The following is a 23281-nucleotide window of genomic DNA, read 5'->3' as shown; positions in this document are numbered from 1 at the left end:
TGAGCCTTTGACTCTGCGGCCTGTCCTTTCGAAACTTCAGTTTGATTTCGCTTGGATATCTTCGGCGCAAATTCAGATGGTTCGGCGACAGGCAACTTTCGCGGAGTCTCACCATGTCCACCATTGCAGAACGTATCAGAAAAATCATCGTGGACCAGCTTGGCGCAGACCCCGCCAATGTGGTGGACAATGCCAATTTTGCTGACGATCTCGGCGCGGATTCTCTGGAGACGGTTCAGATCGTCATGGAAATCGAGGAGGAGTTCGGGGTGGAAATCCCAGATTCCGCCGCAAGCACGATCCTGACCGTCGGCGACGCCATCCGTTTCGTCGAAAAAAACAAGGCGTGACCGACGGGGGAATTTACCCCGCAGATGACGCCGCTGAAACAGCCTGCGCCTGCCGCTTGGCCAGAAGCAGGTTTTCAGCATAGGCCATCATCAACGGCCCGACGCCCTTGGCATCATCAGACACCACCGGCTCGGTCAGATAATATTCCGGCGTTCCATCGCGATAATTGCCCTCGAAGCCGCCAAGGCCCGCGACGTGCACGATGCCCGTGAGGCGCGTCACGCCTTCTTCATCGGCTTTCAGCCGCGTTTCCAGAAGCGCCTCAAGCGCGCGGCGACCCGCCGAAAGGGCGGCATTCGCCTCTTCGCCCTGCACGAGCTTAAGCCGCGCCGCGCGCAGCAAAGCATAGGCGAACATGGCCGAGGCGGATGTTTCCTCATAATTGTCCGCAAGGTCCGGATTGTCGACAACCTGCATCCAGAGGCCGGTCTCGGTCTGCCGGGCGATGATACCGGCCAGAAGCGACTGCGTCTTGTTGCGAAGCGCCACCGTCGCATCGTCATCCGGCAGGGTGGCCAGCGCGTCTACCAGCGCCATGGCGAGCCAGCCCACCGCGCGTGCCCATATAGCGGGAGATTTTCCGCTTTGAGGATCGGCCCAGCGCTGGCTGCGGCTCTCGTCATAACCATGGACATAAAGCCCGCCGCTATCCTTCGTCGCCGCGAGCGCTGCTGAAAACTGCCGCAGCGCATCGTCGATCAGTTCCGTCCGGCCCGTCGCCTGCGCATATTCTATCTGGAAAGGAAGCCCCATATATAGCCCGTCCAGCCAGACCTGATGCGGATAACGCTTCTTGTGCCAGTAATTTCCGGATGCGATGCGTGGATGGCTGCGCAGTTGCCCCGCCAGATGTTCCGCCGCAGCGAGGTAACGCGGATCGCCCGTTTCCGCCGCAAGGGGAAAGAGGATACGGCCGGCAAGGATATGGTCGATATTATATTCGTGCGGATCGTAACCGGCGAGCGTGCCGTCTGGCGCTATCTGCGCATCGGCGAGACGATGCAGATGATCGTTCCAGCGCGCCTCCCCGGTCGCCTCGAACAGCTGTTGCAGGCCGCGATAAACGCATCCATCCTCATAACACCAGCTTCCGCCCTTGTAATGTTTATAAAGACTGGAGAATTGATCAAAATATTCAGTGGCTTTCATCTGTTTTCTCAATTGGAATCTGGCACAATGGAAACGGAAGCATCGCTCAACAGGGCAGGATTATCGCAGACTATATGCGCCTGCTCGAAAACAATCGCCTCATGGCGCATGGGACGCACCCCGTCGGCCATGATCGGCGGCGTTGCGATGGCCGAGGCATCGCGCGAGACGATGGTGAGATTGCGGATGGCAACGTTGCGGATGGGCGCTTCGGCAAGGCCCAGAAAAGCGCCGGCCGCATGGGAGAGATTGCGGATCTCGACGTCCTCCACGCTAATGCCGTCGATAAAAGGCGTGCCGCCATCGACCGGCGCCGAGTTTCGCGATTGCACCCAGTCGTCATGTCCATCGGCATCGCAATGATAATGGGCATTGGCGGAAAGCGCGGTCTGCACGCCATCCAGCAGCACCCGGCGCATGGCAATGTTGCTGACGGTGCCGCCGCGCCCGCGCCGCGTCTTGAGGCGCAGGCCGCGATCCGTGCCGACCATCTCGCAATCCTCAACCGCCACGTCATGCACACCGCCGGACATTTCCGAACCGATCACCAGCCCGCCATGGCCTCGTTCCATCAGGCAATGGCGCACCCGAACGCCCCGCGTTTCCGAAAGATGATCGTTCTCGCCATCAGGACCGCGCTTTCCCGCCTTCACCGCAATGCAATCGTCGCCGACGGAAAAGCGCACGCCTGATATCGTGACGTTGCGGCAGCTTTCCGGGTTGAAACCATCGGTGTTCGGGCTGTCATGGGGCGCGACGATGCTGAGGCCGGCGGCAATCAAGTCTTCGCAGCCCTGCGGATGGATCGTCCAGGAGGCAGCGTTTCGGATCGTGAAACCGAGCAGGTTTGTCTTCCGGCAGGAAACGAGATGCAGGCCGCGCGGCCGGCGCGCGCCATCGCGGGTTTCTTTCGGCCAGCTCCACCAATCGCCTCTGTCGGCCGAACCGTCGAGAACGCCCCTGCCCTCGATGAAGAGATTGTCTGCCTCAATCGCATGAACCGGCGCGGCGAAACAGGCGTCCGGCGAGCCTTCCCAGCTTCCGAGCATACGGCCTGCCTCATCGCGGGCAGGCAGGATCGGCCAGCCCCTGCGGGTGGAGGGCGCGCGCAGCACAGCTCCTTCGGCAAGGTGGAAGGTCATATTGCTTTTGAGGCGTACGGGAAATGCCGTCCAGAGACCGCTCCCGAGACGCAACGTGCCGCCGTGCGGCACCGCGGCCACGGCCCTTTCCAGCGCCTGCGCGTTGGCGCGCACACCTTCTTCATCATCGAGCGCAACATTCGACATCAGGGAAAATGCCGCAGCCTCGACAAGCCCGGCGCAGGAGGCGGTTTTGAACGCCAGCGTCGCGAGCCCCTCCGCCTCGAAGAGATAACGAGTATCCGGGGAGAGATCATCCAGCAGCGTCACCACGGACGCGGTTTCACCGCGCCGTTCGTCGCCATCCGGCGACGTCAGACGCCATTCCGTTTTAGACGGAAGGAAATATCGGGCGCCGGGCGCAGCAAGGCAAAGCGCAGCCATTCGCGCCGAAGACGCGATGATAAGGGGTTTGTTCATGCTCTCTTCTCGTCTTTTTTTGCATAGCCGACCAAACCCTTGGCGGACATGCTTCATATCGTCCGGCGTCCGGATAGAGGGCCCGCCACCGGAGGCGGCGGGCCATTGTCATCAATCGAACTTGGCAAGAACATCGTTGGTCGTATCGATGATCTGCTCGGCGGCCTCTTCCGCCGTCAGCTGGCCATAGGCATATTCCTCAAGCGTATCGATAAAGCCCGATCGGATTTCAGGATGTTCGTTGAAGGGCGAAACCACTGGTCCCGATGCCGCCATGACGATGGCGTTGGCGGCCCGCACTTCCGGCTCGCCCTTACCCCCCAGACGCGCCGCCGCGGCCTTCGATGCGGGCAAACCACGCGAGGTGCCGAGCGCATCGATGCCTTCCGGTTCGTTCAGCAGGCAGTTCAGGATTTGTGCAGCCGCTTCCGGGTTCTTCGAGTTTTTCGAGATCGAAAACACCATGGAAGGCTTGCGATAGACACCCTCTGTCACGGCATCGGCACGCTTCAGCATCGGTACCGGTTTCAGAACCTGCCCTTCCTTCAGGGGGTCGGCATATTTCGAATAGGTCGAATCCCATTCATAGGAGCCGGCGATGCGGCCTACCGACCAGGACGGCTTCTCATAGAGATTGACGTTACCGTCGGCCGCTTCCTCTTTCTGGGAGCGGATGGAACCGGTTTCGACCAACTTACCGACGAAGGAGATGCCCTCTGCCAGTTCCTCCGGCGTCCAGGCCACGCGGTTGGTCTTGGGATCGACCAGATCCTTGCCGGTCTTCTGCACGACAGCCAGCGTCACCAGCAGCTGGGCAGTCTCCTTCACGGCATTGAAGGTGTAATAGTCCTTGCCGAGCTTTTCCTTGATGGTCTTGGTTGCCGCAAAGAACTCGTCCCATGTCTTCGGAATTTCAACACCGGCCTTTTCGAAGGTGGTGACGTTGAAGAAGAAGACGCGGCCGGTGGTGGAAACGGAAAGCCCCTGCAACACGCCGTTCATCGAACCGGCGTCCAGATCGCTCTCGGCCCATTGGGAAAGATCGAGCGGCTTCAACTGGCGCAGATCGGCAAAACCCTCGCCGTTCTTGGAAAACAGCGGCAGCCATGGCCAGTTGACCTGAACAATATCTGCTTCCGTCTTGCCGGCCATCTGCGTGGTCAGCTTTTCCAGATAGCCATCGAAGCCGGTGAACTCGCCCTTCACGGTGTGGCCGTATTTGTCACCGCAGGCGGCAATGGCCTTCTGGGTGGCGACATGGCGGCTTTCACCGCCCCACCACGACATTCGCATTTCGGCAGCGCCGGCGACCGGGGCAGTTGCCATCGCCACATAGGCGGCACCGGCAAGCATCGCCATCATTCTGGTCATCGTCTTCATTGTTCTTCTCCTCCTCGAAAAATCAGGCACGCCCGTTCCCTCCTCACAGCGAGACGTTGCGGCCATCGGCCTTATCGAAAATATGCAGCTTCTCCGGATCCGGTTTGAGCCGCAGGATCTCGTCACGCCCGAGCGCCTCGAATTCGGCCGCACCGACCACGCTCACCAGCTTCTGGCCGCCGAGATCGGCATGCAGATAGACCTCGTGGCCCATGAATTCCGCATTGGTGAGCTTCGCCTGCAGCGCCGGGCCATCGGTCGCCTCCGTCAATGACAGATGTTGCGGGCGGATGCCGATGACCGCATCCGCGGGTCTGGCCGATAGCCGCTGCTCCAGATGCGCGCCGATGGGCAGGCGCTGGCCGGCGATGACGAATTCCGCGCCCTCGATTGCCACATCCACCAGGTTCATTTCCGGCGTGCCGATGAAGCCGGCCACAAACAGATTGGCGGGATGGTTATAAAGCTCCTTCGGTGTGGCAACCTGCATGATGCGGCCCGCCTGCATGACGCAGATACGGTCGCCCATGGTCATGGCTTCCGTCTGGTCATGGGTGACGTAAATCACCGTCGAAGACAGGCCTTCCGCCTTCAACTGACGGTGCAGATCGGTGATGCGCACCCGCATGGAGGCGCGAAGCTTTGCATCGAGATTGGAGAGCGGCTCGTCGAACAGGAACACGCCGGGCTTCTTGATGAGCGCGCGGCCCAGCGCCACACGCTGCGCCTGCCCGCCGGAAAGCTGTTTCGGCAGACGGTCTAGCAGCGGCTCGATTTCGAGAATGCGCGCGACATTGTCGATTGCCTTTTCGATTTCGGGTTTTGCGACACCGGCGATCTTCAGGCCGAAGGCGAGATTGCCGCGCACCTTCATATGCGGATAAAGCGCATAATTCTGAAACACCATGGCGATGGAGCGCTTGCCGGGCGGCAGGTCGTTGACACGCTGGTCGCCGATCAGGATTTCGCCGCCGGTGATTTCCTCCAACCCCGCCACCATGCGCAGCGTCGTGGATTTGGCGCAGCCGGAAGGGCCGACGAATACCATAAACTCACCATCCTCGACATTGAGATCGATGCCGTGCACCGCCTTGAAACTGCCGCCATAGACTTTTTCGAGATTTTTAAGTTGAACGCTTGCCATTTTCAGCCCTTGACCCCGCCAGACGAGATCCCTTCAATGAAATACCGTTGCGCCGCGAAGAACACGATCAGCGCAGGTGCGATCGTCAGCACCGACATCGCCAGGATGCGGTTCCATTCGAAGGCTTCGGTGGTGTCGATGGAGAGTTTGAGCGCAAGGCTCACCGGATATTTGTCGACCGAGGACAGGTAGATCAGCGGCCCGAGAAAATCGTTCATCGTCCACATGAACTGGAACAGGCAGACCGAAATCAGCGCCGGGGCCAGCATCGGCACGACGATGTAAATCAGCGTCTGCAAGCTGTTGGCGCCATCCACCCGGGCGGCCTCTTCCATATCCGATGGCAGTGAGCGCAGGAACTGCACCAGCATGAAGACGAAGAAGGCATCACCAGCGAGCGCGGATGGCACCCAGAGCGGCAGGAAGCTGTCCAGCCAACCGAGATCGCGGAACAGGATATATTGCGGAATGCGGGTGACGACATTCGGCAAAAGCAGGATGGCGATGACCGAGCCGAACAGGATTTTCTTCAGCGGAAAATCGAAGCGGGCGAAGGCGTAGGCCGCCATAGTGCAGGAAATCGCCGTGCCGATGACCTTCGGCAGGATGATCAGGAAAGAATTCCAGAAGAACCGGCCGAACGTATAAGGCGTCGAGGTTTCCCAGCCGCGGACATAGCCGTCCAGTGTCGGGTTTTCCGGGATGAAACCGGCACCGGAGAAGATTTCCGAATTGGTCTTGAAGCTTGCGCCCACCAGCCAGATCAGGGGATAAAGCATGATGAGGCCGACCGCGAAGAGAAGCACGTAGCGCACCGAGGTGGAAAGCAGCCTGAGCCTTGCCCGGCGGGCCGCCTGCATGTCGTTGAGGGTTGCGATATCGGTCATGGTATCAATTCCGCTTGTCGCCGGCGTAATAGACCCACTTCTTCGATGACCAGAAGGCCACGAGGGTCAGCACGGTGATGATGGTGAAGAGCACCCAGGCAATGGCGGAGGCATAACCCATGTTGAACTTCTTGAAGGCCTCGTCATAGATGTAGAGAGGCAACAGGTAAGTGGACTTCAGCGGCCCGCCCTGGGTGATGATGTAAGGTCCGTTGAACTCCTGGAACGCCTGCACCATCTGCATGATGAGGTTGAAGAAGATCACGGGTGTCAAAAGCGGCAGCGTGATGAAGAAGAAGGTTCTCACCTTGCCGGCCCCATCGATGGCGGCCGCTTCATAAATCGACTTGTCAATGGATTGCAGGGCCGCGAGAAAGATCACCATCGCCGAACCGAATTGCCAGCAACGCAGCAGCGTGATGGTGAAAAGGGCGTTGCCAGGATCGCCGAACCAGTCCATCGGCGACAGGCCGACGGCGGCCAGCGCCATATTGGCAAGCCCCTCGCTCGCGAAGATATAGCGCCACAGCACCGCAATCGCGATCGAACCGCCAAGGATGGACGGCACATAAAAGGCAGTGCGGAAGAAGTTGATGAATTGCAGCTTGTAATTGAGGATCGCAGCAATGAAGAGGGCAAAGGCAAGCTTCAGCGGCACCGTCAGGAACACGTAGAACAGGGTGACGTTCAGCGATTTCATAAACGTGCGGTCGCGGGTGAACAGCCGCTCGTAATTGGCCAACCCCGCCCATGTGGGATCGCTCATCAGATCGTAACGGGTGAAGCTGAGATAGAGCGAGCCGAGGAACGGGATGGCCGTGAAGACCAAAAGCCCGACGATATAAGGCGTCAGATATCCCAGCCCGAGGAAACGCTGAGATTTCATAATGCTCCTCCCCGCGTCCCGACGGAACGCGAATGACAGAATACAATTTCGTACAAGTGATTCTCCCGGAACGGCCGGCGGCGAGCGCGCGTGATGGCGCAGTTTCTCGCCGCGACCGATCTCCTCCCTCATTGATACGGCGCATAAAAGCAATTTATGCGGTGACAAAACCAAATTTCCGCGCCAAGGTGAATTAACAAAGACGAGGAAAAAGATGGACGAAATCGAAGGTGGCATACTCTCGTCCGTTCCGCCTGCGGCGCTCAACCTCAACCTGACGCGCGCCACGATCAAGATGGAACATTCGCGCACCTGGCAGATCGACAAATCCAACCCGGTCGACGATCTGATCATTTGTCTGGAAGGGTGCGGACACTATCTTATCGATGGCGAGGCGCGGATGCTGGAACCGGGTGACGCGATGCTGATTTTTCGGGGTCAGCGTTTTATCGGCTGGAACGAGCAGGCCGTCACCTATCGCGGGGTGGCGCAGCATTTCACGCTGGATATTTACGGCCGCCACAACCTGATCGCGCAGATGGACCTGAAACCGAAAGTGAAGCTGAGCCGCTGGCCGCTTTTGGAACCGCTGGTGCGCCACTACCGGCAGAGCGCCCCACCCTCCTCCGTCACGCTTGGCCAGCACCATCTTTTCATGGTGCTTCTCATCGCCTTCATCGACGACGCCTTCCTCGGATGGATCGACCGCCCGAGTTTCCAGCCGGAGGGGACGGAAGGCCTCGATCTTGCGGTGATGAAGGCGATCACCATGATCTCGGCCAATCCGCTCGACCCCGATATTGCCGGCAGGGCGACCGAGGCGGCTCCCTATAATCGCGATTATTTCTTGCGGGAATTCCAGAAGCGGGTCGGTCGGACGCCGCGCAAATATCAGGAGTTCAAGCGCATGGAACGCGCCATGCATTTTCTTGAGGCGGGTCTTTCGGTTTCGGCAGCGGCCGCCGAGGTGGGTTACGGCGACCCCTATTATTTTTCACGCATGTTCAAGCGCACGCTCGGCTTAAGTCCGCGCGACCATATGAACCGGATACGCCGCAGCCGGCACGGCAATCTCATGGCCTTTGACGAACACGAACAGCAAAGGCTGCTTGCCGATGAAATGGAAAAGGCCCCGGCATAGCGGGGCCTTGTAACGAAGGAGTATGATTATCCCGAATTGACCTATGCCGCCTTGAATGGAGGCAGCTTGAACAGCGCTTCCGGGTTTTCCACCAGCGCCCGATGGCGCGCCGCTTCATCCGGCAGCCAGCCGAGTATGAGTTCCGCAAGGCGGGCATCGTCGGGATAGGCGGCCGTTTCGCGAATGGAATTATGCGGCCAGTTGGTGCCCCACACGATTCGTTCCGGCGCATGGGCGGCGACAACGCGCGAAAAGGCGGCGACGTCCTCATAGGGCCAGTTCTCACGCGAACTTTCGTAAACGCCGGCGAACTTGAACCAGAGATTGCCGCGGTCGATGAGTTTCAAAAGCGCCGCCATTTCCGGGCCATCGGTTTTGATGCCCTCGAAGAACTTGCCGTGATGATCGAACACCCAACGCGAGCGGATGTTCTGAAGGCGCGGCAGATGATCGAGAAGACCATTGCCGTCGAATTGCACCGCCACCATCCAGTCGGCCGCATGCGCGCGCTCGTCCACGGCTTCCAGCTCGGACAGGTTTACCGCACCGCCCGGCAGGTCCATGATGCGCGCCCCGACCGCGCCGCTGGCGGTAAGCTTTTCCATGTCCTTTTCGGTCGTCGTCGCATCGATGATGACCACGGCGCGGGCTGCCTCACCCATCTCTGCGACGCAGGCGAGCGTGTTGCCATTATCGCGCTGATGGGCATTGCCCTGCGTGATGATGACCCGGTCTATCCCGAGCCATTGCATGAGGCGACGATAATCCTCCGGTCCAGGCAGAGCGCCCGGCGGCAGGCCAGGGCCACCCGGCAAGGCAGGATAGTGGGGCAGGTACATGTGCATCTGCGTATCGACCGCGCCTCTCGGAAAGGCAGGATTCGGCGCTACGCCGCTCAGTTTTCTGACGAGTTCGCTCATGGGTCTGGCATTCTGAATTCGGTCAATGCGTCGCGGTTGATCTCGATGCCGAGACCGGGACCATCGGGAATGGCGACAATGCCGTTCACCGCCTCGAGAGGCTTTTGCAGCACGGCCTGGCGGAACGGATTATGGGTGCGGTCAAATTCCATGATTGGCTCAATGGGATTGACCCGCACCGGATCGGGCGTCATCGCCGCCATGAATTGCAAGGCGGCGGCAATCTGCACACCGGTGCCCCAGACATGCGGCACGATGCGCACGCCGTGCAGCGTGGCGAGCGCTGCAATCTTCTGGGTTTCGGAAAAGCCGCCGCAGCCGCAGAGATCGGGCTGGAGAATATCCACGGCGCCGGCGCAAAGCGCCTGCCACATGCCATAACGCCCGTGCCAGGTCTCACCGCCCGCAACCGGGATCGGCTGGCCCGCCCGCACCCGGGCATAGGCATCAAGCTGTTCGGGGACCACCGGTTCCTCGAACCAGTCGATGCAATATTCAGCGGCACGGTTGCCAAGCGTGATGGCTTCGGTAACGGTGTAGCCGTGATTGGCGTCGATCATCAGCCGCATATCCGGCCCGATCGCTTCGCGCACGGCGGCGATGACGCGAAGGTCTTCCTCGATGCCGAAGCCGATCTTGATCTTGCAGGCATGAAAACCCTCTGCCCGCCGCTGCGCCATTTCGGAGGCGTTGTCGGAGACTCGGTCGACGCCATCGCGCTTGAAGCTGCCGGTCGCGTAGGCCTTCACGCTTTCGCGCCAGCGCCCGCCAAGCAGCATCGAGATTGAAGTGCCGTAGTGCTTGCCCTTGATATCCCAGAGCGCGATATCGATGCCCGACAATGCCGTGAGGCTGAGGCCGCGCTGGCCCTGATCACGCAGGGCATTATAAAGCACCGCCCAGATCTTTTCGGTCTGGCGCGGATCCTGGCCGATGAGCCAGCCGGAATAGGCCTGAACCACGGCCGCGTTGGGCCTCGCCGGACCGAGGCATTCGCCCCAGCCGACGGTCCCGTCGTCGCATTCGATTTCCACCAGAACATGGGCCCGCCGGTCGAAACGCATGGAGGCGCTTTCGAACGGCGTGTCCAGACGATGTTCAAGCAGATGCGTCCGCACCGCTGTGATTTTCATCGCTCCCCTCCCGTCATTCCGTCCTCAGGCCTTGCGCTTGTGCGTGCCGATCAGGGCTTCGAGCATTCCAACTTCCTCATTGGTCAGATCCTTCAGCGGCGCACGCACCGGACCGGCATCGAAGCCCTGCAGGCGCACGCCAGCCTTGATGGCGGAGACGGCGTAACCCTTGGCGCGGTTGCGGATCGCCATGAACGGATAGAAGAATTCCGTCAGGATACGCTCGCAGGTGGCGCGTTCGCCGGCTCGCAGGGCGGCGTAGAACTCATTGGCAAGACCGGGAACGAAGTTGAAGACGGCCGAGGAATAGGTGGTGAAACCAGCGCCGAGATAGGCTTCGGCAAACAGTTCCGCCGTCGGCATGCCACCGAGATACATCAGGCGGTCGCCCATCTTGGCGGTGATCTGGCGAACGAGGCCGATATCGCCGGTGCCGTCCTTGAAGCCGACGAGGTTCGGGCATTCGTCGCAGAGACGCGCCAGCGTATCCGCCTGCAGCACGGAATTGTCACGGTTGTAAACCATGACGCCGATGCCGACCGATTGGCACACCTTCTTGATGTGGGCGTAAAGCCCTTCCTGCGGCGCATCGATAAGGTAATGCGGCAGAAGCAGGATGCCGTCTGCGCCGACCTTTTCGACCGAGCGGGCAATATCGACGGCGATCTCGGTGCCGTAACCACAGCCGGAAACGATGGCGGTTTCACCGGCCACATCCTTGGCGGCGGAAACGATAGTCGGAATTTCATCCGGTTTCAGCGAGAAGAATTCGCCCGTACCGCCGGCGGCAAACAGCACCGGCGCCTTGTAACCGGCGAGCCACTCCACATGCGCCCTGTAGCTATCGGCGGCAAAACGACCCTCGGCATCGAAATGGGTGACCGGGAAGGACAGCAGACCGGAGCCGAGCGCCGTCTTGATTTGTTCGGGGTTCATCATCGAAATTCCTCTGCAAGTTCACTGACTGAACGTCACCTAAGCTGCTCACCATAGATTTGTCAACAATTCATCATACAAGTTATATGATGAATTTTGAAAACTGGCGCGGATCAGCGCGCCAGCCAGCCACCATCGACATTCAGAATGGCGCCATGCACATAGTCCGCCGCCGCAGATGACAGAAAAACCGCGGCCCCGGCGATGTCTTCCGAGCGCCCCCAGCGGCCGGCCGGGATGCGCTCGAGAATGGCCTTGTTACGGGCCGCATCGGCGCGTAGCGCCTCGGTATTGTTGGTTTCGATATAACCGGGCGCAATGGCATTCACATTGATGCCCTTGGCGGCCCATTCATTCGCCAGGAGTTTGGTTAGGCCGGCGACACCATGTTTCGCCGCCGTATAGGACGGCACGCGAATACCGCCCTGAAAGGAAAGGAGCGAAGCGATATTGACCACCTTGCCGGACCGGCCTTTCGCCAGCAGCTCTTTTGCAAAAGCCTGGGTGGTGAAAAACAGCGCCTTGAGATTGACGTCCATCACCTCGTCCCAGTCGAGTTCGGAGAACTCGACGGAATCGGCACGGCGGATGATACCGGCATTGTTGACGAGAATATCAAAACCGGCGCCGGCAAAACTGTCCTTCGCCGCCAGCGGATCGGCAAAATCGATGGACAATGCGCTGGCCTTGCCGCCGTCACTGGCGATCATCTCCAGCGTTTCATCCGGCGCGCGGCGGGCGGCGCAGACCACCTCCGCACCGGCCGCGGCGAGCCCAACCGCAATCGCCTGGCCAAGCCCCGTATTCGCGCCGGTGACGAGCGCCTTACGCCCCTGAAGCGAAAAGGGATTCTTCATTTCAGGTCTCCCGGCTGAATGAAGTCCATGTCGGTGTAATCGACATTGTCGCCCGCCATGGCCCAGATGAAGGTGTAAGAACCGATGCCGGCGCCGGAATGGATGGACCAAGGCGGGGAAATCGCGCCCTCTTCATTCGAAATGAACAGATGCCGGGTCTCCTGCGGCTCACCCATCAGATGCAGCACGCGGGACTTCTCATCCATGCCGAAATAGAGATAGGCCTCCATGCGGCGGTCATGAATATGCGAGGGAACGGTGTTCCAGACGGAACCGTCCTCCAGCGTCGTATAACCCAGCACCAGCTGGCAGCTTTCCATGACCAGCGGATGGATGAACTGGTTGATGGTGCGCTTGTTGGAGGTTTCGGTCGCGCCGAGCTTGACCTCTTTGCTGCTGGCCAGCGTCACGAGCTTCGCCGGCAGGCTGCGATGCGCCGGGCAGGAGGTGATGTAGAATCGCCCTGCCCCGTCAAAGGTCACCGCGCCGCTGCCTGCACCGAGATAAAGCACGTCACCGCGATTGAGGGTGTAGGTCTCGCCGCCGGCGCTGACCGTTCCGGTCTCGCCGATATTGACGATGCCCATCTCGCGCCGGTCGAGGAAGGACGGTGTTTTGGTTTCTTCCACCTTGTCCAGCGTCAGCGGCGCACCGTTCGGCACAGCACCGCCCATCACGAAGCGGTCATAATGGGTATAGATCAGCCTGATTTCGCCGGAACGGAACATGTCGTTGGCGAGGAAATGCCGACGGAGCCCTTCGGTATCCAGCGTTTTTGCATATTCCGGGTTCACGGCCTGCCTTGTTTCAACGGTCAACATCAAACTCATCCCTCATGATTGTTGCGTATATCACATAATATATGTTATCCGCTTTTTGTACGATCTGTATGACAAGGTCAAGGGGTGAAGCCATATCTCGACCGCATCGGAGACGTGCAAGCGCTAAGGGAGACTGGCAATGAAACGGCTTCTTGTTACCGGTGCGGCAGGCCAACTCGGTCGCATGATGCGTCAACGTCTCGCACCAATGGCGGAGATTTTGCGTCTTGCCGATCTCGCCCCGCTCGATCCGGCTGGGCCTAACGAGGAATGTGTGCAATGCGACCTAGCCGATGCGGCAGCCGTCGACGCTATGGTGGCCGGCTGCGACGGCATCGTGCATCTGGGCGGCATCTCCGTGGAAAAGCCCTTCGAGCAGATTCTCCAGGGCAATATCATCGGGCTGTATAATCTCTATGAGGCCGCCCGCGCCCACGGCCAGCCGCGCATCATCTTCGCCAGTTCGAACCATACGATCGGTTATTACCCGCAGACGGAGAGGCTTGGACCGGATGTTCCCTTCCGCCCGGATGGGCTTTACGGCGTCTCCAAATGTTTCGGCGAGAGCCTTGCCCGCATGTATTTCGAGAAATTCGGCCAGGAGACCGCGCTTGTCCGCATCGGCTCCTGCACGCCGGAACCCCTTAATTACCGCATGCTGTCCACCTGGTTTTCGCATGACGATTTCGTCTCGCTGATCGAGGCGGCGTTCCGCGCCCCCGTGCTCGGCTGCCCCATCGTCTGGGGGGCGTCGGCCAACGATGCGAGCTGGTGGGACAATTCGCATCTCGGCTTTATTGGATGGAAACCGAAGGACAATGCCGAGGCCTTCCGCCGGAAGATTGCCGAAACGACGCCGCAGCCGGATGCGCGCGACCCGATTGTCCGCTTTCAGGGTGGCGTGTTTGTCGACAACCCGATCTTCAAGGAGACGTGAAATGTCGCACGGACGTTTCCCGCTAAAAAGGCGGGATTGCATGCCAGGCCGCGAATGACGTATCGAGGAACGGTGCACGCAACCGACATTTTTTAGAACGGCGACCAAGATGACAAAAGCGACAAGCTCCGAACCGGCATCTCCACAAGGCAGAACGCTTGTGGTGAAGGTTTCGGAGGAACTCCGCAGCCAGATCGCCAAGGGCCGTTACAAGACGGGCGAACGCCTGCCCTCCGAAGCGCAGATGACGCAGGAATTCGGTGTCAGCCGTACCGTGGTGCGGGAGGCGATCGCCTCGCTGCGATCCGACGGTCTGGTGGAGCCGCGTCAGGGCGCGGGTGTTTTCGTACTGGAACCCGCACCTACGGAGCGACGTCCCTTCCACAATGTCGATCTTGCGCGCGTCTCCTCGCTGATCGAAATGCTGGAATTGCGCACCGCCGTCGAAGGTGATGCCGCCGGTCTTGCCGCCATTCGCCGCTCGCCGGCGCAGGAGGAAAAGATCATCGAGGCCTTCGATGCCTTCCGCGCCAGCGCCACCAGGGGCGTGCCGACGGCGGAAGCCGATTTCGCCTTCCATCTCGCCATTGCCGAAGCGACCAACAATCCCCGCTTCAGCGAGTTTTTGCAGGTGCTCGGCCCCACCCTCATTCCGCGCCGCGCCGTGGCCGAAAACGGCGCGGAAACCGTGCTTTCGCCCGCCGATCTCGCCCGACTCGTCGGTGAACACGAAGCGATCCTGATCGCGATACAGGACGGCGACGAAGAGGCGGCGCGCAGCGCCATGCGCAGCCACCTGAAAAGCAGCCAGACGCGTTATCGCTCCATGCTGCGCGCGCCGCGCTGAGATCGCCAGTTAAAACCGCATTGCATGACCGAGGAGAACGATATGCAGCAGCTTCCGACCTTCCCCACCGTTTCCCCCGACGATGGCGTGGAGCGCACCGTGCTTTCCGAAGCGCCGGAATTGATGGTGGTCTCCTTCCGCTTCAAAACCGGCGCCGAAGGCAGGCTGCATAGCCATCCGCATGTGCAATCCACCTATGTCGCCAGCGGCAGCTTCCGCTTTTACCGCGACGGTGAGGCCTATGATCTTCAGAAGGGCGACAGTCTCGTCATTCCCGGCCATATCGAGCATGGCTGCCTGTGTCTGGAAGAGGGCGAGCTGATCGACTGCTTTACCCCGCGCCGCGACGATTTCCTCTGATCCGGCGCTCAGTTCGCCGATAAATCCCGCAGGGTGCGTGGCAGGCTATTCATGCATTCCGCGCCGGAGGCGGTGACAAGGAACTGGTCCTCGATCATCAGCGCTCCCAGTCCTTCGCCATAAAACGGCGCTTCAACCGCAACGACCATGCCGGGAAGAATGATTTCCGGATTGTCATGGGAAAAGAACGGCCATTCCTCGATGCCCACGCCACCGCCGACGGAATGCCCGAAATGGCCGCGATAATATTCGCTGAAACCATCGCTGCGCATCGAGGCCAGCATGGCGGCGTGCACCGCACCGAATGTGTTGCCGGGCCGAAGCGCTTCCAGCCCACGGGCAAAGGCCGCCTCCAACGCGCTGAAAACATCGGCGGCCAGCGGCGAGACCGGCCCCCACGAAAAACTCCGCGCGCCATCCGATGAATAACCGTCGACCAGCGTGCCGACATCGGCCTTGATGAGCGCTCCCGGCGTGACAACCGCCGCCATATCCGACAGGGCCGGGCCGACGGAAATATAGTCCCAATGCCCGCTCAGCGAAAAACCGGATGTCGCAGCATGCGCCTGTACGCCGGATTTCCAGGCGGCGGAGAGCTGACCAACGGCTGCTCCCGGTCGGACGGCGGCCGCCATCGCGACCAACCCTGCCTCAGCAGCGGCTGCCGCCTGCCTGAGAAGTTTGATCTCGCGTTCGGATTTTACCGCCCTCAGACGTTTGAGCACCGTAGAACCATCAATCCAGTTCACGTGGGGCAGCGCCTGACGCAGGGCCAAAAAATCGGCGGCAGGCATGAATTCAAGGTCCACACCAATACGCGCCGCAGACAGCCCGCGCTCCCGCAGCAGATCGGAGAGCAGGCCGAAACAGGCGGCACGATCGAATGTCTCCGGCCGCGGCCCACCGGAATTGTTGCGGCGATAGGCGTCATCTACCTGCGGGACGGTTTCGGCACCGGACAGATCGACCATATCGATCCAGATGCGATGGCAGCGCAGATCGACATCAGGTACCGCCTTCCTGACGAGCGGAGCGGCATGATCGCTGACAACGGCGGCGAGCGTCACCCCGGCATCGGCTGGAACGAGCGCAATCGCTGAACCAGCCCTGCCCCACATGGTCGCCACGCCGGCAGGAGCACCAACGGCATAACGGAAGGCTTCGGGCTGGAACAGCACCAGCGCATCAATGTCCGCCTCCCGCATCAGCTGCTGCGCACGGCTTCGGTCGATATCGCTCATGGGAACCCCGGTGATTGTTTGGCGGCAGGTTTGTGAACCTACGCTTTAGCAGTCACCGGGAGAGGAAAGAAGGTGGAAGATGACCTCTCTATGCCGAGTATTGTCAGTTGCGCGAGCGCTTCCCGCTTGTTTCTTCTCCCCGGCGGGGAGAAGTCCGCGGCAGCGGGATGAGGGGGCAAGGGTAGAGTTATCCGGAGAGCTGGCCCCCTCATCCGACCCTTCGGGCCACCTTCTCCGCGGCGGGGAGAAGAAACGGGCGACAACATCTTGCCCAATATCGTTGAGGCGGTGGATAAACCCGCCGCCTCATTACTTTTCACGCCTCCAGCCACTTCACCTGCTCGGCTGTCAGCCTGATATCCAGCGCCGAAAGACTGTCCTCCAGCTCCGCAATCGTGCGCGGCCCGATCAACGGAATGACCGGGAAAGGCTGGGCGATGACATAGGCGAGCGCGATATGGATCGGGTGCCGCCCAAGTTCCTGGGCAAGCTCGATCGCCCTGTCCCGGCGAACGAAATTGCGGTCGGAATACCAGACGCGGACGATTTCTTCATCGTCCTGCTTGTCCCGCCCGGCACGCTCGGTGAAGAAACCGCGCCCCTGGCTGGACCAAGCGAAGTTGGGGATCTGACGCTGTTGCAGCCATTCTTTCCACTCGTCATCCGATGCAGCGACGCAGCCCGCCCAGATAGGGTCGAGCATTTCCGCCAGCGAAAAATTGTTGGAAAGCGCGGCCGGCGCCTGCTTGCCGTTCTTCGCAGCATAGGCGGCCGCCTCATCCATACGTTCGCGTGTCCAGTTGGAGCCGCCAAAAATGCCGCGAATGCGCCCGCGCCGGACTTCGGCATCCATGGCGTCGACGAACTCGCCGACCGGAACCTCCAGATTATCGCGATGCATGAAATAGGCATCGACATAATCCGTCTTCAGCCGCGCGAGCGACTGATCGAGCTGCTTTGCGATCATATCAGGATAGCAGAGCGGCGAATGTGCGCCCTTGCCGATCAGCACGATCTCTTCGCGCGGCACGTTGCGGCTGGTGTGCCAGTCGCCGAAAATCGTCTCCGTCCTGCCTGCGCCATAGACATAGGCCGTATCGAAGAGGTTGCCGCCCGCTTCATAGAAGGCATCCAGCGTCAGCGATGCGGAGGCGAAATTGGGGAAGAATTCGAAACCGAGCGCGACCACGGAAGCGGGTTTGGCAAGGCCCGGAATCTGCCGCTTCGGCACTGCGTTTCCGGCCACGACCTTGCCGCCGGCAATATTCGCGACGCGCGACGTTGCTTTTTCAACGCTGTATTCAAGCCCGACGGAAGCCCGCCATTGATCCATGACACGCAGATTGCCGAGGCTGTCCGCCCAGGCCATGCCGGGTACGTCGAATTCCTTTTTGCCATGCCGGATCGCCTCGCCGGCCGCGTCGACCTCGAAGGAATAAAGCCAACGATCCTCCGGCAACTCGATGGTTTCCACCTTGTCGCCCCTGATAATATCGATCCGCCCGGTGCCGCCCTTGTGGCCGGCGGCGAACCAGAAATCCTTGACCTCGATACGGCCCTCCGAGCCGATGATGCGCAGCACATTGTCCTGCGCCGCCATGATCGAGCACGAAACTTCGGCGACAATGCCGTTTGCGAATTTCAGCACGGCCGAGGCCCATTCATCGACGCCCGACTGGCCGAGATGGGCGACGCCCGCCACCTTTTCCGGTTCGGCGAAGGGTTTTCCGTCCACGGCGCCGGCGATCAGCCGCACCATGGAAACCGGATAGCCGCCGACATCGAGAATGCCGCCACCTGCCGTTTCATTGGCGAAAAGCCGGTGATCGCCCCGGAACGAGCCCATGTTGAAACCGAAGCTGGAGCGGATGATGCGGATATCGCCGATGGCGCGGGCTTTCACGAGTTCCAGCAATTTCGACGTCTGCGGATGCAGGCGATACATATAGGCTTCGCCGGCGAAAACGCCGGCCTTTTTCGCCTCGTGGAAAATGGCGTCGGCATCATAGGCTGAGAGCGCGATGGGTTTTTCCACCAGCACGTTCTTACCCGCCCGGATCGCCTTGATCGCCCATTCGGCATGGCCGGTGTGGGGTGTGGCGATGTAGACGGCGTCGATATCGGGATCGGCAAGCAGCGCATCGTACCCATGGATCACACGCGCACCGGCAAAGGCCTCGGCAAGGCCGGGCCTGTCCGGATTGCGTGTGGCGATGGCCTCTAACCTGCCGGTTCGGGAATGGGCAATGCCATCGGCAAAAGTTCTGGCGATGGTGCCCGGGCCGATGATGCCCCAGCGGATCGGTTGTTCGGTCGTCATGAAATCCTCGTCCTTCATATCAGTCTTGGGTGCTTGGGAAAGGGTTCAGCGCAGGCGGTCGCCCTTGCTGTCGAAAAGGAAAGCCCTGCGGGCGGAAAGGCCGACAGTCAGTCGGTCGCGATTGCCGACATCGCGCGATTCTGGCCGCTCGATGATGAGCTGCTCGCCGCCTTCGGTCCGGGCATAGACATAGCTGGTATTGCCGAGATGTTCGGCGACATCGACATGAACGGTGAGATCGGCATCGCCCGCGTCCGCATCGGCAAAATGTTCGGGCCGCATGCCGAGCGACACTCTGGCTCCCTCGTTCAAACGGGCCGTGACCGGCAGGCTCAGCCGCACAGTAGGATCGCTGTCGAGGGAGAGCGTGACGCCCTCCGCGCTGCTGCCGACGATGGTGGCGTCGAGAAAATTCATCTTCGGCGAACCGACGAAACCGGCAACGAAACGGTTGGCGGGATCGTCGTAAAGATCGAGCGGCGCGCCGACCTGCTCGATATTGCCCGCCCGCAGCACGACGATCTTGTCGGCAAGCGTCATCGCCTCGGTCTGGTCATGCGTCACATAGATCATCGTGGTGCCGAGCTGCTTGTGCAGCCGCGAGATTTCCACGCGCATCTGCACCCGCAATTCCGCATCGAGGTTCGACAGCGGCTCATCGAAAAGGAAGACCTGCGGTTCGCGCACGATGGCGCGGCCGATGGCCACACGTTGGCGCTGGCCGCCGGAAAGCTGTTTCGGGCGTCGCTCCATCAGCTCGTTGATCTGCAGGATTTCCGCGGCGCGTTTGACCCGCTTTTGCGTATCGGCCTTGGGGTTACCGTTCATCCTGAGCCCGAATGAGAGGTTTTCGGCCACCGTCATATGCGGATAAAGCGCATAGGACTGGAACACCATGGCAATGCCACGATCGGCCGGATCGGCATCGCTGACCGTCTTGCCGTCAATCACGATATCGCCACCGGAAATATCTTCCAGCCCGGCGATCATTCTGAGAAGCGTGGATTTGCCGCAGCCGGAGGGGCCGACGAAAACGACGAATTCCCCGTCTTTCACCTCCAGATTTGCGCCATGGATCACCTCCAGCGCGCCATAACGCTTCACAACGTTTTTGAGCGAAAGTTCCGCCATGCGGCCTCCCCTTACTTGACTGCCCCGGCGGAAATGCCGGCGATGAAGTGGCGCTGCAAAGCCACGAAAACCACGAGGATGGGTGCGGTGAGCAGCACGGCCCCCGCCATGATGCCGCCCCATGACACTTTGGTCAGCCCGATGAGGGTGCCAAGCGCCACGGGTGCGGTCATCATTCCTGGGCGGGAATTGATGAGAAGCGGCCAGAGGTAATTGTTCCACGAGGCCAGGAAGAGAATGATCGACAGTGCCGCCATGGTGGGCCGTGCCAGTGGCAGGGCGATGCGCAGGAAAATCTGCCATTCCTTGACGCCCTCCACCCTTGCCGCATCGAAAAGCTCGGTCGGCATCATCGAGAAGGATTGCCGCATGAACAAAACGCCGAGGGAATTGAACAGCGGCGGCACGATCAGGGCCACCCAGGTGTTGGCCAGCTTGAATTCGCGCGCCACCATGATGAACTGCGGGATAACGACAACGGCAAAAGGCAAGGTAATGGTCCCGAGAATGATGGCGATCACCACCCGGCGTCCGGCAAAGCGGTAACGCGCCAGCGCCCAGCCCGCCATGGAGGTCAGGAACACCGAAAGAACTGTGTAGATGACGGCAACGGTGATCGAGATGAACATGGCCCTGAGGAAATTGGTATCCGCCTGCAGGTTGTTGAAATTCTCGATGAAGTTGGTGGAGGGCGCCAGCACGATATCAGGGCTGAAAATGCCGTAATCCGGCATGGTCGAGAATACGAACATCATCCACAGCGGAAACAGCCAGACGATGGCAAGCGGCGTCAGCGCCGCATGCAGGGCGATCTTCTGCCAGAAAAGCGATCTCGATTTCGATCTCATTTCGGCTCCTTCCCGACCCAGAGATTGAGGAGTGAAATGGCGATGGCAAGCGCCGCCATGGTGTAGGCAATGGCCGAGGCGTAACCGAAGTTGAGCGACGTGAAGCCTTGGCGATAGAGGAACAGCCCCAGCGTTTCCGTGCCGCCGCCCGGCCCGCCCCTGTTAGTGATGAGGAAGGGCTCGGCAAACAGCTGCATGGTGCCGATGACCGACAGCACGACGCAGAACAGGATGATGGGTTTAAGCAACGGCAGGGTGATGTAAAAGAACTGCTGCCGCTTGCTGACCTTGTCCAACGTCGCCGCTTCATAGACATCGCCAGGAATGGATTGCAGACCGGCCAGGATGATGATGGCGTTATACCCCGCCCAACGCCAGGTGACCGCGATGATGACGAGCGCCATGGCCGCATTGGCATTGTCGAACCACGAGACGGGCGAAAGGCCGACGGAGGTGATGAGCTTGTTAATGATGCCGAAATCGGCGCTGAACATCAGCCGGAAAACCGCCGCATAGGCTACCTCGCCGACAACGACAGGTGCAAAGAAGGCAAAACGGTAAAGCGGCCGTGCTTTCAGCAGCGGCGAGTTCAAGAGCACCGCCATGACGGTGGCGAGCGCGATCATGACTGGCACCTGAATGACCAGAATGATCAGCGTATTATAAAGCGCATTATAAAAGGCCGGATCGGAAACGAGCCGCCCCCAGTTCATGGAGGGCGCGAACCGCCATGGGTTGATGCGGGTATTCTGGAACGACAGCATGAACGAGCTGATGATCGGCCAGACCCAGAAGGTGGCGAAAATCAGGAGATAGGGCGCAAGGAACGCATAAGCGATCCTGTTCCTAGACGGCATGACGACCTCCAGAAGCCGGACGATGGCCGGATAAATGGAAAAGCTTTGAGGCCTGCCCCCGTTTGAGGGCGAGACCATTGCAAGGCGGTGCGGCCTATTTCTTCTCCCCGAGGGGGAGAAGGTGGCCCGAAGGGTCGGATGAGGGGGCGAGCTCTCGGTCTATCGCTAACGTCGCCCCCTCATCCCGCTGCCGCGGACTTCTCCCCCTCGGGGAGAAGAAACCCGTGGCACCCGCTCGGCTCCTGAACCACCGGTTTACTCCGCGACCGGCAAACCCGTCGCCGTTTCGATCTGCTTGGCCGCATCATCGAGCGCGGCTTTCGCATCGGGATAGCCGCCGGCGAAATATTTGGTCTGCGTCGCCTTGTAGATCGCATCCGCATCCGACTGGAACGCCGTGCCACGGCTCGGCACGATCTTCGGCAGGGTGGCGAGAATATCGGCCCAAACCGCTTGGCCGCCCCAATAGGGCTGTTTTTCCTTGACGAAAGGATCATCGATGGCAGACAGCAGCGAGGGAACGAGGCCGAAGGATTTCAGCATCGTCACCTGCCCTTCATTGGTGGTCAGCGCGTAATCGATATATTTCCACGCGGCTTGCTTGTGCTCGGATGTCGAGCTGATCGCCAGCGACGAACCGCCGAGATTGGCGGCATGCGGACCGTCCGGCGTCAGGCTCGGCATCAGATAGACGCCCCATTTGCCGGAGAGATCGGGAGAGCCTGAGCGGATGGTGCCCTCGTACCAGGCGCCATACATCTGGCTTGCGGCCCTGCCGGCGGTATTGGCCTGGATTTTTTCATCCCAGATCGCCGCCGTGATGATGCCGGCGTCTTTCATCTCCTTGACCTTTTCGAGGGTCGCGACACAGGCGGGCTGGTTGATGGTGATGGACTGGCCATCGGTCGAAAAGTAACCGCATCCCTGCTCGTTGGCGATCATGCGAAACCATTCGCTGTCGCCGTTAAAATCGGCCTGCGCCATGACGGTGCCGGGATTGGCGGCCATCACCTTCTTGCCGGCGGCGATGAAATCGTCCCAGCTCTTGATGGTCGCCGGATCGACGCCTGCTTTTTCATAGAAGTCACGGCGGTAGAACACGGCCACCGGACCGGAATCCCATGGAACCGCATAGGCGACACCGTCAACCTCCAGTTCCGTGCGCTTGAAGTCAGGGAAAAGCGCCTGTTTCTCAGGCGTATAGCCAAGATCGGTCAGATTGGCGAAACAATCGGGAAAACGGCTCCAGAACAGTTCCGCTTCGAAATTTTCAATGGTGACGATATCAGGAAGACCATCGCCGCCGGCTGCGCAGGCAGCCAGCGTCTTGTCAAAAACCTGATCGTTTCCAAGGTCTTCAACGACGATCTTGATATCCGGATTCTGCTTGTTGAAGCCTTCCACCGTGGATTTCAGCGCGGAAGCCGCGACGTTCCAGCTCCAGATGGTGACGGTTTCGGTTTGCGCGAAAGCCGGAGCTGCGAGAAGCAGCATGGCCGTAGACGCGCCAAGAAATTTCAAGCACATTGAAAACCTCCCTTTTTCAATTGCCGTTCTTCAGCGAACATGGGCA

At 60.2% G+C, this 23281-nt stretch carries 22 protein-coding genes; 5 read left to right on the top strand and 17 right to left on the bottom strand.

The features are described from left to right. Nucleotides 1–113 precede the first annotated feature (113 nt). The gene (locus O9X91_RS11360; protein WP_026372446.1) at nt 114–350 is read left to right on the top strand and encodes an acyl carrier protein; all 237 of its coding nucleotides are present in this window, start codon (nt 114–116) and stop codon (nt 348–350) included. A 13-nt stretch (nt 351–363) separates the two neighbouring features. Here the strand turns inward: O9X91_RS11360 and O9X91_RS11355 are convergent, their stop codons facing one another. The 6 genes from O9X91_RS11355 to O9X91_RS11330 form a co-directional block, all read right to left on the bottom strand. Then, nucleotides 364–1500, bottom strand: coding sequence for a glycoside hydrolase family 88/105 protein (locus O9X91_RS11355; protein ID WP_142913955.1), 1137 nt, complete (start codon nt 1498–1500; stop codon nt 364–366). Between the two features lie 8 nt (nt 1501–1508). Next, the gene (gene pglA / locus O9X91_RS11350) at nt 1509–3062 is read right to left on the bottom strand and encodes a polygalacturonase PglA (protein ID WP_269834306.1); all 1554 of its coding nucleotides are present in this window, start codon (nt 3060–3062) and stop codon (nt 1509–1511) included. A gap of 111 nt (nt 3063–3173) precedes the next feature. Next, nucleotides 3174–4442 (bottom strand): ABC transporter substrate-binding protein, encoded by a 1269-nt coding sequence (locus O9X91_RS11345; protein ID WP_142913957.1) that lies wholly within the window; start codon nt 4440–4442, stop codon nt 3174–3176. 43 nt (nt 4443–4485) lie between these two features. Next, nucleotides 4486–5586, bottom strand: coding sequence for an ABC transporter ATP-binding protein (locus tag O9X91_RS11340; protein WP_142913958.1), 1101 nt, complete (start codon nt 5584–5586; stop codon nt 4486–4488). A gap of 2 nt (nt 5587–5588) precedes the next feature. Then, nucleotides 5589–6473 (bottom strand): carbohydrate ABC transporter permease, encoded by an 885-nt coding sequence (locus O9X91_RS11335; protein ID WP_142913959.1) that lies wholly within the window; start codon nt 6471–6473, stop codon nt 5589–5591. Nucleotides 6474–6477: 4 nt separating this feature from the next. After that, nucleotides 6478–7359 (bottom strand): carbohydrate ABC transporter permease, encoded by an 882-nt coding sequence (locus tag O9X91_RS11330; protein WP_142913960.1) that lies wholly within the window; start codon nt 7357–7359, stop codon nt 6478–6480. 214 nt (nt 7360–7573) lie between these two features. Between O9X91_RS11330 and O9X91_RS11325 the strand changes: the two genes are divergently transcribed. Beyond that, the gene (locus O9X91_RS11325) at nt 7574–8500 is read left to right on the top strand and encodes a helix-turn-helix domain-containing protein (protein ID WP_173990575.1); all 927 of its coding nucleotides are present in this window, start codon (nt 7574–7576) and stop codon (nt 8498–8500) included. A 41-nt stretch (nt 8501–8541) separates the two neighbouring features. Here O9X91_RS11325 and O9X91_RS11320 read toward each other — a convergent pair whose 3' ends face one another. From O9X91_RS11320 to kduI, 5 genes are all read right to left on the bottom strand, one after another. Then, entirely contained in the window at nt 8542–9420 is an 879-nt protein-coding gene (locus O9X91_RS11320; protein WP_269833930.1) for a D-galactarolactone isomerase, read from the bottom strand. Continuing rightward, nucleotides 9417–10553: a D-galactarolactone cycloisomerase gene (locus O9X91_RS11315; RefSeq protein ID WP_142913963.1), complete on the bottom strand. Its 1137-nt coding sequence runs from the start codon at nt 10551–10553 to the stop codon at nt 9417–9419. Before O9X91_RS11315 ends, O9X91_RS11320 begins: the two co-directional genes overlap by 4 nt. 24 nt (nt 10554–10577) lie before the next feature. After that, nucleotides 10578–11489 carry a 5-dehydro-4-deoxyglucarate dehydratase gene (gene kdgD / locus O9X91_RS11310; protein WP_077984359.1) on the bottom strand — a complete coding sequence of 304 codons (912 nt, stop codon included), beginning with the start codon at nt 11487–11489 and terminating at the stop codon, nt 10578–10580. A gap of 113 nt (nt 11490–11602) precedes the next feature. Next, nucleotides 11603–12346 carry a 2-dehydro-3-deoxy-D-gluconate 5-dehydrogenase KduD gene (gene kduD, locus O9X91_RS11305; protein ID WP_142913964.1) on the bottom strand — a complete coding sequence of 248 codons (744 nt, stop codon included), beginning with the start codon at nt 12344–12346 and terminating at the stop codon, nt 11603–11605. After that, nucleotides 12343–13167 (bottom strand): 5-dehydro-4-deoxy-D-glucuronate isomerase, encoded by an 825-nt coding sequence (kduI, locus tag O9X91_RS11300; protein ID WP_142913965.1) that lies wholly within the window; start codon nt 13165–13167, stop codon nt 12343–12345. Before kduI ends, kduD begins: the two co-directional genes overlap by 4 nt. Nucleotides 13168–13306: 139 nt before the next feature. On the opposite strand from kduI, the gene O9X91_RS11295 reads away from it, so the two are divergent. The 3 genes from O9X91_RS11295 to O9X91_RS11285 all read left to right on the top strand — a co-directional run bounded on the left by O9X91_RS11295 (nt 13307) and on the right by O9X91_RS11285 (nt 15311). Next, on the top strand, nt 13307–14104 hold the full coding sequence (locus O9X91_RS11295) for an NAD-dependent epimerase/dehydratase family protein (RefSeq protein ID WP_142913966.1): 798 nt from the start codon (nt 13307–13309) through the stop codon (nt 14102–14104). Between the two features lie 109 nt (nt 14105–14213). Further along, entirely contained in the window at nt 14214–14951 is a 738-nt protein-coding gene (locus O9X91_RS11290; protein WP_077984217.1) for a FadR/GntR family transcriptional regulator, read from the top strand. Nucleotides 14952–14993: 42 nt separating this feature from the next. Further along, a complete protein-coding gene (locus O9X91_RS11285) occupies nt 14994–15311 on the top strand; it encodes a cupin domain-containing protein (RefSeq protein WP_003522691.1) in 318 nt (105 codons plus the stop codon). 8 nt (nt 15312–15319) lie between these two features. Here O9X91_RS11285 and O9X91_RS11280 read toward each other — a convergent pair whose 3' ends face one another. The 6 genes from O9X91_RS11280 to O9X91_RS11255 form a co-directional block, all read right to left on the bottom strand. Continuing rightward, entirely contained in the window at nt 15320–16552 is a 1233-nt protein-coding gene (locus O9X91_RS11280) for a M24 family metallopeptidase (RefSeq protein ID WP_142913968.1), read from the bottom strand. A 316-nt stretch (nt 16553–16868) separates the two neighbouring features. Continuing rightward, entirely contained in the window at nt 16869–18872 is a 2004-nt protein-coding gene (locus O9X91_RS11275) for an aldo/keto reductase (protein WP_269833929.1), read from the bottom strand. Between the two features lie 45 nt (nt 18873–18917). Next, a complete protein-coding gene (locus O9X91_RS11270) occupies nt 18918–20003 on the bottom strand; it encodes an ABC transporter ATP-binding protein (protein WP_269833928.1) in 1086 nt (361 codons plus the stop codon). An 11-nt stretch (nt 20004–20014) separates the two neighbouring features. After that, a complete protein-coding gene (locus O9X91_RS11265; protein ID WP_077984220.1) occupies nt 20015–20851 on the bottom strand; it encodes a carbohydrate ABC transporter permease in 837 nt (278 codons plus the stop codon). After that, nucleotides 20848–21708: a carbohydrate ABC transporter permease gene (locus O9X91_RS11260; protein WP_269833927.1), complete on the bottom strand. Its 861-nt coding sequence runs from the start codon at nt 21706–21708 to the stop codon at nt 20848–20850. The genes O9X91_RS11265 and O9X91_RS11260 overlap by 4 nt, the downstream gene beginning before the upstream one ends. A gap of 255 nt (nt 21709–21963) precedes the next feature. Then, nucleotides 21964–23235: an ABC transporter substrate-binding protein gene (locus tag O9X91_RS11255; protein WP_269833926.1), complete on the bottom strand. Its 1272-nt coding sequence runs from the start codon at nt 23233–23235 to the stop codon at nt 21964–21966. Between the last annotated feature and the right edge of the window lie 46 nt (nt 23236–23281).

It is taken from the genome of Agrobacterium salinitolerans (genome assembly GCF_027498475.1).
Taxonomy (GTDB): domain Bacteria; phylum Pseudomonadota; class Alphaproteobacteria; order Rhizobiales; family Rhizobiaceae; genus Agrobacterium; species Agrobacterium salinitolerans.
Note: the sequence above shows the minus strand (reverse complement) of the source record. Positions and strands in the feature narration are given on the sequence as shown.

Coding starts and splice junctions, on each gene's coding strand:
- O9X91_RS11360 (WP_026372446.1), top strand. CDS start 114: ATGTCCACCATTGCAGAACGTATCAGAAAAATCATCGTGGACCAGCTT.
- O9X91_RS11355 (WP_142913955.1), bottom strand. CDS start 1,500: ATGAAAGCCACTGAATATTTTGATCAATTCTCCAGTCTTTATAAACAT.
- pglA (WP_269834306.1), bottom strand. CDS start 3,062: ATGAACAAACCCCTTATCATCGCGTCTTCGGCGCGAATGGCTGCGCTT.
- O9X91_RS11345 (WP_142913957.1), bottom strand. CDS start 4,442: ATGAAGACGATGACCAGAATGATGGCGATGCTTGCCGGTGCCGCCTAT.
- O9X91_RS11340 (WP_142913958.1), bottom strand. CDS start 5,586: ATGGCAAGCGTTCAACTTAAAAATCTCGAAAAAGTCTATGGCGGCAGT.
- O9X91_RS11335 (WP_142913959.1), bottom strand. CDS start 6,473: ATGACCGATATCGCAACCCTCAACGACATGCAGGCGGCCCGCCGGGCA.
- O9X91_RS11330 (WP_142913960.1), bottom strand. CDS start 7,359: ATGAAATCTCAGCGTTTCCTCGGGCTGGGATATCTGACGCCTTATATC.
- O9X91_RS11325 (WP_173990575.1), top strand. CDS start 7,574: ATGGACGAAATCGAAGGTGGCATACTCTCGTCCGTTCCGCCTGCGGCG.
- O9X91_RS11320 (WP_269833930.1), bottom strand. CDS start 9,420: ATGAGCGAACTCGTCAGAAAACTGAGCGGCGTAGCGCCGAATCCTGCC.
- O9X91_RS11315 (WP_142913963.1), bottom strand. CDS start 10,553: ATGAAAATCACAGCGGTGCGGACGCATCTGCTTGAACATCGTCTGGAC.
- kdgD (WP_077984359.1), bottom strand. CDS start 11,489: ATGAACCCCGAACAAATCAAGACGGCGCTCGGCTCCGGTCTGCTGTCC.
- kduD (WP_142913964.1), bottom strand. CDS start 12,346: ATGAAGAATCCCTTTTCGCTTCAGGGGCGTAAGGCGCTCGTCACCGGC.
- kduI (WP_142913965.1), bottom strand. CDS start 13,167: ATGTTGACCGTTGAAACAAGGCAGGCCGTGAACCCGGAATATGCAAAA.
- O9X91_RS11295 (WP_142913966.1), top strand. CDS start 13,307: ATGAAACGGCTTCTTGTTACCGGTGCGGCAGGCCAACTCGGTCGCATG.
- O9X91_RS11290 (WP_077984217.1), top strand. CDS start 14,214: ATGACAAAAGCGACAAGCTCCGAACCGGCATCTCCACAAGGCAGAACG.
- O9X91_RS11285 (WP_003522691.1), top strand. CDS start 14,994: ATGCAGCAGCTTCCGACCTTCCCCACCGTTTCCCCCGACGATGGCGTG.
- O9X91_RS11280 (WP_142913968.1), bottom strand. CDS start 16,552: ATGAGCGATATCGACCGAAGCCGTGCGCAGCAGCTGATGCGGGAGGCG.
- O9X91_RS11275 (WP_269833929.1), bottom strand. CDS start 18,872: ATGACGACCGAACAACCGATCCGCTGGGGCATCATCGGCCCGGGCACC.
- O9X91_RS11270 (WP_269833928.1), bottom strand. CDS start 20,003: ATGGCGGAACTTTCGCTCAAAAACGTTGTGAAGCGTTATGGCGCGCTG.
- O9X91_RS11265 (WP_077984220.1), bottom strand. CDS start 20,851: ATGAGATCGAAATCGAGATCGCTTTTCTGGCAGAAGATCGCCCTGCAT.
- O9X91_RS11260 (WP_269833927.1), bottom strand. CDS start 21,708: ATGCCGTCTAGGAACAGGATCGCTTATGCGTTCCTTGCGCCCTATCTC.
- O9X91_RS11255 (WP_269833926.1), bottom strand. CDS start 23,235: ATGTGCTTGAAATTTCTTGGCGCGTCTACGGCCATGCTGCTTCTCGCA.